This window comes from Synechococcus sp. PCC 7335 (assembly GCF_000155595.1).
GTDB lineage: Bacteria > Cyanobacteriota > Cyanobacteriia > Phormidesmidales > Phormidesmidaceae > Phormidesmis.
Genome location: NZ_DS989904.1, coordinates 1,656,341 through 1,668,781 on the forward strand (window position 1 = coordinate 1,656,341; position 12,441 = coordinate 1,668,781).

The window sequence follows — 12,441 nt, forward strand, 5'->3', positions numbered from 1 at the left end:
GCTAAGTCCTTTGTCATATCATTGGAGAATTTTGTATGCGCCGTCGATTGTTACTGTCTGCTTTGGCCTTGTGCGTTGGTGTATTGCTGAGCTTGGCTAGGTTTAGCTCAGCGCAGTCGCAGGCTCGGCCAGTGGCGCAGGGCACAGGGGGAGCAGTCGCTAGTGTGGATGCAGCGGCGACACAGGTGGGTATTGATGTGCTGCGCTCGGGCGGTAATGCGGTGGACGCGGCGGTGGCGACGGCTGCAGCCCTGGGCGTGACAGAACCTTTCTCGGCCGGGGTAGGCGGTGGCGGCTTTATGCTGGTCTATCAGCCAGATACCCAGAGCGTAGTCAGCCTAGATGGTAGAGAGGAAGCTCCCGCCTCAGCAACGCCCGATCTGTTTCGCGATCCAGATAGTGCTTTGGGGGAACCCTTGCCTTTCTTTCCCAATCGAATCAGTAGCGGTCTATCGGTAGGTGTCCCGGGGACGCCTTTGAACTGGGCAACGGCAGTAGAAAGATATGGCACGATGTCTTTGGCAGAGCTGTTGCAACCTGCGATCGCACTAGCGGAAAAGGGCTTTACCGTCGATGAAACCTTCGCTGAGCAAATTGCTGCTAATCAAGAGCGGTTCTCAGCCTTTGAGACCACGCGATCGCTCTACCTACCCGATGACAAACCGCCCGCAGTCGGCAGTCAGTTTGTGAACCCCGAGCTAGCCAAAACGTACAGACTGCTGGCAGAGCAAGGGGCCAATGCTTTCTATCGGGGTGAAATTGGTGAAGCGATCGCGCAGACCGTACAAAACCCTCCAGTCGTATCAGATCCCCCTTTCTCAGTCTGGCCGGGTCGCCTAACGACCAACGATCTAGACCGCTATGAAGTTCGGGTGCGCCCAGCCATAGAAACAGACTACCGAGACTACACTATCTATGGCATGGGATTACCCAGCAGCGGTGGCATTACTGTCGCCCAGACGCTGAACTTACTGTCTGACTACGATCTGTTAACGCTGGACCGCGCCGAAGCGCTGAGCCGGGTAATCGAAGCAGAACGCCTAGCCTTTGCCGATCGCAATGCCTATATCGGCGATCCAGAGTATGTAGACGTCCCTGTCGATGGATTGTTGTCCATTGACTATGCAGAAGAAAGACGGCAGGAATTACCGTTAACAGTGCCAGCGGATGAGTCTAGCTATCAGGCACCTGTAGGCAATCCACTTCCCTATCAACAAGATCCTAGCCCTAGTCTAGAGGCTCCGCCAGTTTTGGTAGAGACGAAGGCTACAGAAGGTATTTCCACCACGCATCTGACGGTTGTAGATAGAGATGGCATGGTAGTTTCATACACGCTAACGATTGAGTCAACCGGTGGCTCTGGAATGGTTGTACCCGGCTATGGCTTTATTTTGAATAACGAGCTAACTGATTTTGATCTAGAGAATCCCCATCCGAATGTGCCAGAGTCTGGAAAGCGCCCTCGCAGCAGCATGTCTCCGACCATTCTCTTTTCTTCAGAAGGTGAAATTATCGCATTTGGCTCACCCGGTGGATCAACCATTATTACCACAGCGGTTGGAATTACTGTCAATCTGGTTGATTTTCGCATGAGTTTGGCAGAAGCGATCGCAGCGCCTAGACTCTCTCAGCGTAATCAAGGCATTACCCTAGTCGATCAGAACTTTGCAGAGACAGAAACAGGCCAAGCGCTTGTGGAAAGTGGCTATCAGCTAGACGCTACTGAAGAAATTGGCGCGGCTACCGGCATCGTGTTGCTGCCAGACGGAACGATATTGGCAGCGGCTGAACCTACGCGCAGAGGTGGTGGCAGCGCCCAGGTACTTGATCAGATGCCCGAATAGCATACCCAAATTGAAGCACCTAAATAGAACGCCTAGAGACCGATGCTTTTCCATATTGTTGAATCCACAAACTGGGCCGCCGCCAAAGAAAGAGGAATGTATGAGCCTGATTCACTAGCAGCAGAAGGCTTTATCCATCTTTCAAAAGAGCAACAGGTTTCTGGCACGGTAGAACGATTCTACAAAGGACGCTCCGATCTGGTGATCTTAGAGATAGACCCTAAGCTGTTGCAGGCGTCTCTTTGCTATGATCAGGTGCCAGGTCACGGCGTATTCCCTCATCTATACGGCCCTCTGAATTTAGAAGCTGTTGTTAGAGTTTGGACAATAGATAGCTTCTTCGATAGTTTGAATCAGCACAAATGAATCGCGGATGAATAATGGGTCGGCCTACAGCAGAAATTGAGATTGACGAAGCGCTAGTACAAGACTTACTGCGATCGCAATATCCATCCGTTTGCAACCTACCTATCCGACGCATGGATTCTGGTTGGGACAATCAGCTTTTTCGTCTAGGCGAGTCTCTAACTGTTCGGCTACCTCGTCGGCATATTGCCGCCCAGCTAATTGAAACAGAACAGATTTGGCTGCCGATCCTGTCAGCTCGGCTACCGATTCCGGTGCCATCACCAATCTACTGCGGCAAGCCTAGCGATCGGTATCCTTGGTCGTGGTCTGTGCTGCCTTGGATAGAAGGGGTCTCAGCTTATGTCGAAACACCTTCGATAGGAGAAAGCGAGCGATTTGCCGCCTTCTTGCGATCACTTCATGTTCCAGCACCTAGTTCTGTTCCTTTTAATCCCTTTCGCAGCGTTTCTCTAGCATCGCGCTCAGCGCAAATTACTGCCTGGATGCAGCAGCTAGATCAAACCACCTCCCTGATAACACCCACGATTAAAGCCATTTGGAAAAGCGCGATCAACCCTAAGCTGACCTTTGAACCGCAGTGGATTCATGGCGACTTGCATCCTCAAAATGTCCTGGTCAATCAAGGCAAGATCAGCGGTGTAATCGACTGGGGGGATATGACTGTAGGCGATCCAGCGCTCGATCTCGCAGCAATTTGGATGATCTTTCCCCAGCCTAGCGAACGCCAACAACTGCTTCGACACTACGATGCAACGCCATCCCTTATACAGTGCGCCAAAGGATGGGCAGTCTTTTTTGCAACCGTTTTTTCAACACACGGTGATGCTGACGACCCTGTTCAAGTTCAGATGGGTCAAAGGATCTTCCAGAATTTGGAACAAGATGAGGAGTAGTGGAGTGGGTATAGCTGTCTACGCCGCTCTGACTAGAACCTGAGCGTCTTCAATCATTGCTTCGTATGTAGCTAATGCTTCGGTGGCAGGCCCTTCGGTTACTTCTCCGCTAGCACTAAACTTGGAGCCGTGGCAAGGACAAGCAAATTCTGAGCTTTCCCAGGCAACGCTACATCCTTGGTGCGTGCAGGTTGAATTGAACGCAACAACGCTGTCTGCATTTTCTGGATCGCGAATAGCAATCACGGGACCACCGGCAAAGGACTTATCTGATAGAAATCCGGCACTGTCTAGCTCTTCAACGCTGCCAAGCGGAGCAAAGCCATCTTCTCGGGCGCTACTAGCGACGGGTTCGGTCGCAGCACAGGGCTCGGCTTCGGCTTCGTCTACAACTTCTGGTTCTTCAACAGCAGGGGTGCAAGCTGCGATCACAACAGGCAAAGACGAAGCCATGAAGCCAACGCCTACCCAATTCATAAATGCTCTACGCTTCATAGGTTGATCTCTTCTAGTGTCTGCTTTAATGTTTCATCAATATATCAACAGATGCGAATTTGAAATAATGAATGACAAAGTGTTCAACGAGTTGTTGGGACTCATTCTCTAAACGTTTTTGTCTATCCCTACGAGTTAGCACTAGCACTAGCTTCACCCGGATTGACCGATAGTTTAGTCAGCCAGCCTTTGTATCTCGCAGTTGCCGCCAACACAAACAACATATCCACACCGATAACGCTGGCTATCATCCATTCGGAACCCCCTGTGCCAAAGCCGTAGCTATGTAGACCGGTTCCCAATACAAAGTTCACCCCATACCAAGCCATCAGCACCGCGTTAAAAGCTGCAACGCTAGCAACGCTGATGCCAAAGTTGCCAATCCACCCAACCAAACGACCGTGTAGCGGCACCAAATAACATAGCAGTGCAATTAGTGCCCAGGTCTCCTTAGGGTCCCAGCCCCAGAAACGTCCCCAGGAGAAGTGCGCCCAAATGCCGCCTAAAATAATACCTGCGGTCAGTAGCAAGACGCCGACTTGCAGCACTCGGTAGTTGAGCTGAGAGAGAAGTTGGATTCTAGATTTGGCACTAGGGGTGAATAGATAGCTGCCGAGGGCAACATGGCCGATGCCAAGCGCAAGTGCAAAGCTCGCATAGCTAAGCGCAATGGTAGGAACGTGAATACTCAGCCAGAAATTGTCTCGTAACACAGGAACCAGCGGCGAAATGCTCGGATCTAGAACGGCTGGAAGACTATCGGCCAGAATCAAGCACATCACCGCCAGTGGAGCCGCGGCTAGCAGGTAGTATTTGGCTTTGTAGATTAGCTCGAAGACAAGGGCGATCGCCGCAATCCCAAACCCAACCCAAATCACCGATTCATACATATTAGTCACAGGCGGACGATCGGCAATCTGCATGCGCAGTAAGAACCCGTAACTTTGCACAATCACACCGCTGACAAACAGCCCAATCGCGCTCCAGTAAAGCTCTATAGGCTTAATCCAGACGGTTGCCAACATAATGACAAACGCAATTCCGTACAGCTTCCAAGCCTTAGCAAAAGGATGAAAGTGATTGAAAAAGACCTCTTTATCCATCGCACCGACCGCCGGATATACGGCTGGACTAAGGGCGCGAAGATCAGACTTTAGCTGAGAGGCTAAGGGGCTAAGCCGAGGTAGCTGAGTTGGCTGAGTAAGAAATTGCTGCTTCATCGCCACGAAGTTTGAGAGCAATGGTGTGATCGCCTCTGTTGAATAAAGCGCCTCTGCTTCTGAGATGCCCATCCATTTGCCTTTCGTGTCGGCTGGATGGGGCACAACTGCAATCGCATTGTCATCAACAGAACCTAGCATCAGCGTCAGTCTGTCTTCGATTGCCAGCGCTTCGCGCTGATCACGGCTGAGATCTTCGCCTTCGAGATCTTGTTTGTGAGCCTGACGAACAACATCGCCTAAGGCCTGGTTCGTCATCAGCGTTTGAAAAGAGAAATATTTTTGATCAGGATCGAGGCCAACTTTTTCCTTCAGTGGCCGATAGCTAAAAAGCACAAAGGGCGCCTGGTTCCAGTCGCGATTGTTCAACCAAAGCGACATGAATGTGGTCATTGAATCTTCGACAATGCCGTCGTGCTTGTAAGCGGTAGCGCCATGAATCCTGGCAACCGTTTCTTGCGCTACCGTATCTAGCGGTTTCTTACGGCCTCCTTGCTGCACCACTATGGTCTCTAGTGCGTCCAACGACGATGGCTGAAATTGACTAAATGGGAGGGCGATCAGCAGCAGGCCTAGTGTCAACCCAATAGTAAATTTTATCAGTTTTATCATTGAGGGGGTCTGCAGGGTGTTGTGACTGTTGTCAAGTTCATTTGTAAGCGTATCTCGGTTCTGCGCTTTTGGCCGGGAAGAAGCGATCATGAGTAGGTTTTATCTCCCTAAGAAAGCGTTAAATAGTGGTATGGAGCCTGGCGCCGAGTCAGCAGCGATCGCTTGATCGTCTTCAGGGGCTTCTAGCAAATCGGAAACCACTTTGAACTGTTTGGTCAGTTTCTTTGAAACCGCGCGCCCGTAGAACATGATTGCGACGCCAACGGTCACCATGGCTGAGCCTAGCCAAGTCAGCCCGGTAACCCACCAGGGCTCTCTCTTTACCTGTAGAGTAGACTGACTTAGATCGCCTGGATTCCAAGAGGCCTGAGCAATTTTCCAGCCCTTGAACCAGGTGGGATGATTCATCCAAACGCGGCGATCGCTAACTGTGTAGCTATCAAAGTCGCTATCGGACTGGTCTGGTTCTATTAAAGAAACCGCACTGGTCCACATTGCTACCGATTCACTACCTTCATTACGTTCGACAATAAAGTCGTTGAGCTTCAAGCTAAACGGTAGCTGCAAGAGCTTTGGACTAAAAGCAACAAACCAATCCCCCGCTTCGCTACTAACCGCTGTAGGCCGTCCCCAAGGGACCCAAACCGGTTCACGCTTGTTGCCAGTAGAGACTAGTAACGCTGGTTCTCTTTGCCCTGTCCCCCCTCCAAGAGACTGCTTTGGCAGGGGAACAATCTCTCTTTCTACGGTAGCAAAAGGAATGTAGTCGGCTAACGTTACTTCAAAATCTGCCCAGCCAGGAACAACAGACTCACCGATAGTGATCGCGCCTGACTTAAATCCTTTCGAAGACTTTGCTGCATAGTGAAGGGCATCATCTCGATCAACGACTAAGCGGAAGAAGGCATCTGGAGCAGGGTTAGTGACAATCTCATAGTCAACTTCAAAGGGAATGGGCTCACCTTCTATGGAATTGCGAATCGGTTCAAACCCAGGATTACCAAAGACAAACCAGCTTTCAGTTGACTGACCGTTTGTGACTACTAACTGAACGGCCGGGTTGCGCAGCAAGTCGGACGCGCTCACTGGATGACGGCTGCCATCCAACCGAAAATCAGGCCAGAAGCCAACTGGCTGAACGCTCAAGGTTTCTCCTTTCGCCTCTAACTCAAAAGATTCGTCGAGTTTCTGCTCGATATCGATTGAGCGCGATTGGCCCAGCCAGGAGACATTCACTGTGCCGCGACGAGTGCGTTTGATGTCCTCTTCAGGGGGCGTTAGCGCTGTTGCTAACTCATCATCAGTTCGCGCTTTGACGAGCTGAAGCTCGGCCGGACCGATATTGATTGCATCGTAGGCCGCAGGCGCGGCCGCTAGCCAGCGTTCTAAAGACTGACCCATGCGATCGCTCTTTAAGACTAGACGCACAGCCGGATTGTGGACTTTTCCACCCGGTGTAAATCGCACAGTATTGATCGTATTATCGCTGTAACCCAACAGAGAGAGCCCACCCACTTGACTAGGAACAACCGTACCGTCCGCCTTAATAAAGAGAGGTGCCTGCATGGGAGGTTGCCCAGGCGCAGCGACTTCGACCAAGTCTCCATTGACTCTAATCGTACTTACAGGACCAGCATCAGTGCGAGCTAGCATCATCCCTTCTACATTCAAGTGGATCACCGCCGCCGAACCCGCAATAATCACCACCAGTCCCCAGTGAGTGATGGCAAACCCAATTTTGCGCGCGCCTTTCCAGGGATAGCGCAAGAGGGTAGAAATTCCTAGGTTAATCGCTAACAAAAACATCAATCCACCGAACCAGACGCTCTTATAGATCTCTTGTTGAACGACAGCCGAGCCGACTTCAGCTTCATAGAATGTTGCACCGATCAAAATGGTTGCGATCGCTACCAACAAAGGCACAGCTAACTTGATAGATCCTAGTGATTTAGTCAGATTGACTATCATGTGTCGAAGCTAAATAGATAGGTGGAAGAATAACAAAAGCCAGTATTGAGCATTCAGTATTGAGCATTGCTAAGCACAGCTTCAACAGCGTTAGTGAGTCGTGGCTAACCAGTCGCTAGCTAATCAACACTGCATATCTCAACAACTAGATACCCTCTTTCAGAAGATATCTGACTACAGCTAATACTAGAGAAATCCCTTTCTCCTTTTGTATAAAAGGCTGCACAATTCAATTTTGAAATCCTTTTTCTACATAGAATTCTTGCGTTTGTTACATCGGAAAACGAGATTCCTACGTGAATGAAGTAACAAAATGCTCATACGCACTACTTTAGCAAGCTAATAAAACCCGCTATAGCTTTGCCTTTGACTTCTCCGTGAATATTTCTTTGGGACTAACTGTAGGCAACGAATATACTTCGTCATCCGTCCGATGCAATATCTGCACAGCAGCAATGCAGCTTTCTCTTCCAAATTGAGAACTTAGTAACTATAGATACAAAACAATAACTTTTATCACCCTAGCTTGGGTTATGCCAGATGGCAGATGATGAAACAAAGCTGTAGGTGATCGTAACTATCCGCGCGCTTGCCTGTTTGTTCACCTTATTGCGTTTCCCTGTCTTTATCAGGTCATGAGAAATCTCGAAAGCCAATTTCTTGAAATTTCTCTATAGGCTAGTAATTTTGTTTTCAACTACTCTCTTTTATTTATTTGGAGTGCAGACTTAGCATGGCATTAGATGTAGAGCTACTAGAGCAGAGCTTTGAGCTAGTCAAGCCAAAAGCAGATGATTTTGTTGCTAGCTTTTACAACAATCTCTTCACTGACTACCCAGATGCCAAACCTTTGTTTGAACACACCAACATGGCTGCCCAGCAACAGATGCTAAAAGGTGCTTTGGTGATGGTTGTTGATAACCTAAGGCGACCAGAAGTCTTAAGCAAATCTCTTAAGGGATTAGGGGCTAGACATATCAAATATGGTGCGCTGCCTGAGCACTATCCTCTAGTAGGCAATAGTCTAATAAAAACCCTTGAGCAATATGCGGGCCCAGCTTGGAACTCGAAGTTAGAAAGTGCTTGGGCAGGTGCCTACAGCGCTATCACCGAACTGATGCTAGAAGGGGCTAGTTATGAAGCCGCTGCCATAGCCTTGGAAAGTGATGCTCCGACAGGATCATCTAGCCCAACCACCTCTGCCGCTGCACCTACAGAGGATCCGCCTAGTGAACAAGCCAGCGAAAAGGCTAGTGAAGGAGGACTTAAGGTTGAAGTGCTTGAGCAAAGCTTTGAGCTAATTAAGCCTAGGGCTGATGAGTTCACGGCCAGCTTCTACGAGAACTTATTGACTGACTATCCAGCAGCCAGACCTCTCTTCGAGCATACCAGTATGCCAAAGCAACGGCACATGCTCAAGGGCGCACTCGTGATGGTTGTCGATAATCTTAGAAAGCCAGAGGTGCTCAGCGAAGCGCTGCGTGGGCTAGGTGCTCGCCATGTGAAATACGGTGCTCTACCCGAGCACTATCCGCTTGTGGGTAGTAGTTTGCTAAAGACATTAGAACAATACGCAGGACCTGCTTGGACGGCAGAAGTTAAAGACGCTTGGGTCGGTGCGTATGGTGCCATCACTGAGATTATGCTGGACGGTGCGGACTATTCTAAAAGCGATATACGACTGAGCGATCCTACAGTTGGGACAACTACAAGCAGTGAGCCATCTGTTGCCTCTTCTGCTGTCTCTACTGAATCACCCGAAGGTATTAGTAACGGTAAGGCCGCTGGGATCATTGGCAGCGGTGCGGTTGCGCTAGCAGTTTTGATGTTGATTCTTCTATAGTTTTTGTCGTTATTTTGATGAAGCGCCGCTCTAGTCGAAATTCATTTTGGCCCAGTAAATTAAAGCTAAAATCTGTCATTGTTTTAGCCTTAGTTATGCTGCTGGTTTCTGTATCAGCGGCGTTTGCCCTCGAGCAAAAGCAGATCTTCCTACCCGGTGAAACGTCTGAAGGACATCACTTGTTTGAAGCTTCCTGTGCCTCCTGCCACGAAGGCTTTAAGCAGGTTTCTAATGAAACTTGCAACCGTTGCCACGAAGCAGAGCTAGAGAATGATTTGCACGGCGCAAAGAAATTTCTCGATCCGCGTTGGGCTGAGTTTAGAGACAAAGTAGACGTTTTAACCTGTACAGCATGTCACAACGAACATGTGCATATGTTTGGTAGAGGCGTACATTTGCAGCCTGATCTTTGTATGGCCTGCCACGAAGAGTTGACGCTGACTCAGCTTAAGAGTCATGAGGGCTTTGCGCCAGATGGTTGCTGGACGGCAGGCTGCCACAACTATCATGAGCACGACACTATCTCGACCGGCTTTCTGCGACAGAACCTAGATCAGCCAGCTATGCTACCTGTACAACAGCTGCCTGAAAGAGTCGTTGAAACGGAGCTAGAGACTGCGCCCCAGCCAAACTTACAGAAGGAATTCTTAGGAGGGAAGTCGTGATCACCTTCAAAGAATCTTCTAGAAAAGTTGGGATAGCGATCGCCTTGATAATGTGCTTGGCCAGCTTCTTGCTCGTAGGAGATGCCTTACCAGCTGCCGCTGCAACAGAACAGGAAGTTGAAGAGATCGTTGAACTATGGCAGCCAAGTGCACATGCGCTCAACGATGTGAACTGTGCGAGCTGTCATCAGGACAACGAGAGCAATGCATTTATAGCTGCTCCAGACCATGAGAGTTGTCGGTCTTGTCACGAGCAGTCAGTAGATACTTTTCTACTAGGAAAGCACGGCGTTCGCTTACTAGAGGGAGAGTCGCCCTTGACCCCTCGAATTGCTCAAATTCCGATGAAGCGCGATGCGTTTGATCAGCAAATGAATTGCAATGCCTGCCACAATGTTCATTCTGTTGATACGATGCCTGCTGCGGTAGATTCGTGTCTAACTTGTCACAACGACAACCATTCTCTCAACTATGAAAACTCCCAACATGCCAAAGCGGTATTTGCTAGTCAGCCTTTGCCTAGACCCGGCTCAGAACAGGTGACTTGTGCAACCTGCCATCTGCCTCGAATCGCGCACAAAAGCGCCGATGGCACTCCAGCGGCAAAGGTAAATCACAACAACACCTATACGCTTAAACCGCGTAACCGCATGGTTGGAGAAGTCTGTATGAACTGCCATGGGGTGGAATACAGCTACAACAGTATTTTCGACGATGAACTTGTCGAAGCCAACTTTGACCGCCCGCCGACGCTGAACCATCAAACATTTGATCTGATGCGAGCAGCCGAAGAGCGGCGGGTGGGCAATGCTTCTGTTTCAGAATTTGCAGGATAACCTGCAAATTCTGAACGGATATTTCGTTTGATCTACATCTCGAAGGACATCGATAACAATGTTTAAATTATGGATACGTCGCTTTCGCGCTAAGACAATGGCGTTACTTGCTCTAGCAGGAGCAATTTGCTTTACTGCGGTTGCTTGCAGTGGCGGTGGCGGTACGACGGCTACGGCCACTGGCCCAATGATCGCACCTGATCTAGTAGCAGACTACATTCATACCACCCTAGCTGCTGATAGAACCGCCTATACCCGCCATGTGGTGAATCGCACGAAAGTTCTAGAGGGCAAGCCAAAGGAAGATGGCGTCTTGGATGTGGAATCAACCGAAGGCTGGCAGCAAACTGATGGTATCCCTCTACCCGCTCAGATGTTCCGCTTGGGTTCTGAAATTGCGAATGAATCGGGCCAGTTCACCTACAGTCTAGTTTCTTCTTGGAATATCAATGATAACCAAGCCCCTAAAGGCGAGTTTGAGACGACTGCAATTACAGAGATGGAAGAAACGGGTGAACCAGTCAAAGGCTATCAGGAAGTAGGTGATCAAGCATATTTTTCTGCAATATATCCTGACCTAGCAGTTGCTGAGGCTTGTGTGACTTGTCATAATACTCACCCAGTACATTTGGAACGCTATCCTGATAAAGTCTTTGAAATGGGCGATGTAATGGGCGGCGTCGTGATCAATATTCCAGTTGATAGTATGCCTGCAGATGCGTAGGCGTTCAGCACTTTTCTCTTCTTTTATTCTGCGAGTCGACCGATTGTCTTTGAGTAAGTCAGAATTAGCGGCCAGATTAGAGGTGGAAGACTAGGAAGGTTAGCTGTGTAGCCAGTAATACTGTCCTACCTTGCCCTATCGAGTACTCTTCTAGAGGGAATTTTCTACTACGACTGCCTGATGGGCTGAGCTTACATCTGTTCTAGTCCCATCGACAGCAGCAGATCTCTCTGGAAGAGCGCAGAGATAGGTTGATAGGAGGAAAGGTTACGGGAAAAGAGATCTTCTGATTGAAACAGCGTATCTTTAAACTGATGAAACCTAGATTTTCGACACTCATCATTCTTACCTTCGTTTCTGCAGTTTTATTGCTTCCTTTTGCACTTAGCCCTTGGTATATAGAGGCACTTCGCGATCGCTCTTTCGATCTTCACCAGTTCTTGCGCGGCGAACTTTACAAGCAGATAACCGGCTATGTTGCCCTGGTGCTAGTGGTTGCAGAAATGTTGCTAACTGCTAGGAAACGTAGTCGCAGCTGGCCAGTTAAGGTAAAGATGCCCGGTAGCGTACTCATGTGGCGCAGTCTGCATATCTTTACAGGTGTTGCTTTGTTAGCAGCGGTATTAGTGCATACTATTGGCGCTAATGGAATTAACTACAATGCTATTTTGCTATGGTCTTTCTTTGGGGTGACACTAACCGCGTTAGTCGGTGTGGTTGCCGAAACTGGTGTGCTAGAGTCCCCCCGCAAAGTCTTTAGCCTGAGTGCTAGAGCAGGGTATGGAAAAAAAGATATTGGAGAAAACAGTCCTATCGGTCGAATAGGCATGAGCAAAGGTGAGCTAATCCGTTTGATGCGTGCTGTTTGGCTAAAAAGCCATATATTCCTAGTGAGTATATTCACACTGCTATTGGCCGTTCATATTTTCTTGGTCTATTACTATCGTTGATTTTTGAAAGAAGGTTAAGAGA

At 49.1% G+C, this 12,441-nt stretch carries 11 protein-coding genes; 8 read left to right on the forward strand and 3 right to left on the reverse strand.

All coding sequences use genetic code 11. The annotated features are described in order from the left end of the window. Nucleotides 1-35 precede the first annotated feature (35 nt). The 3 genes from ggt to S7335_RS07325 are packed head-to-tail and all read left to right on the forward strand — an operon-like array spanning nt 36 to nt 3,106. Nucleotides 36-1,844 carry a gamma-glutamyltransferase gene (ggt, locus tag S7335_RS07315; RefSeq protein WP_006456743.1) on the forward strand — a complete coding sequence of 603 codons (1,809 nt, stop codon included), beginning with the start codon at nt 36-38 and terminating at the stop codon, nt 1,842-1,844. A gap of 42 nt (nt 1,845-1,886) precedes the next feature. Next, on the forward strand, nt 1,887-2,210 hold the full coding sequence (locus S7335_RS07320; protein ID WP_006456435.1) for a DUF952 domain-containing protein: 324 nt from the start codon (nt 1,887-1,889) through the stop codon (nt 2,208-2,210). Between the two features lie 14 nt (nt 2,211-2,224). Beyond that, complete coding sequence (locus S7335_RS07325; protein WP_006454551.1) at nt 2,225-3,106, forward strand: aminoglycoside phosphotransferase family protein; 882 nt, start codon at nt 2,225-2,227, stop codon at nt 3,104-3,106. Between the two features lie 18 nt (nt 3,107-3,124). On the opposite strand, the gene S7335_RS07330 is transcribed toward S7335_RS07325, so the two are convergent. From S7335_RS07330 to S7335_RS07340, 3 genes are all read right to left on the reverse strand, one after another. Continuing rightward, entirely contained in the window at nt 3,125-3,601 is a 477-nt protein-coding gene (locus S7335_RS07330) for a ubiquinol-cytochrome c reductase iron-sulfur subunit (protein WP_006456397.1), read from the reverse strand. A gap of 128 nt (nt 3,602-3,729) precedes the next feature. Next, complete coding sequence (locus S7335_RS07335; protein WP_038017408.1) at nt 3,730-5,433, reverse strand: cytochrome c biogenesis protein; 1,704 nt, start codon at nt 5,431-5,433, stop codon at nt 3,730-3,732. A 99-nt stretch (nt 5,434-5,532) separates the two neighbouring features. Then, nucleotides 5,533-7,356 carry a cytochrome c biogenesis protein ResB gene (locus tag S7335_RS07340; protein WP_227499960.1) on the reverse strand — a complete coding sequence of 608 codons (1,824 nt, stop codon included), beginning with the start codon at nt 7,354-7,356 and terminating at the stop codon, nt 5,533-5,535. A 778-nt stretch (nt 7,357-8,134) separates the two neighbouring features. Here S7335_RS07340 and S7335_RS07345 point away from each other — a divergent pair. From S7335_RS07345 to S7335_RS07365, 5 genes are all read left to right on the forward strand, one after another. Next, entirely contained in the window at nt 8,135-9,244 is a 1,110-nt protein-coding gene (locus tag S7335_RS07345) for a globin family protein (protein ID WP_006454103.1), read from the forward strand. Between the two features lie 17 nt (nt 9,245-9,261). Then, entirely contained in the window at nt 9,262-9,909 is a 648-nt protein-coding gene (locus S7335_RS07350; RefSeq protein ID WP_006457678.1) for a cytochrome c3 family protein, read from the forward strand. Continuing rightward, nucleotides 9,906-10,745, forward strand: a complete 840-nt coding sequence (locus S7335_RS07355; protein WP_006457292.1) for a cytochrome c3 family protein — start codon at nt 9,906-9,908, stop codon at nt 10,743-10,745. The genes S7335_RS07350 and S7335_RS07355 overlap by 4 nt, the downstream gene beginning before the upstream one ends. 58 nt (nt 10,746-10,803) lie before the next feature. Continuing rightward, nucleotides 10,804-11,469 (forward strand): DUF3365 domain-containing protein, encoded by a 666-nt coding sequence (locus S7335_RS07360; RefSeq protein ID WP_006457202.1) that lies wholly within the window; start codon nt 10,804-10,806, stop codon nt 11,467-11,469. A 314-nt stretch (nt 11,470-11,783) separates the two neighbouring features. After that, nucleotides 11,784-12,419, forward strand: a complete 636-nt coding sequence (locus tag S7335_RS07365) for a hypothetical protein (protein WP_038015849.1) — start codon at nt 11,784-11,786, stop codon at nt 12,417-12,419. Nucleotides 12,420-12,441 lie beyond the last annotated feature (22 nt).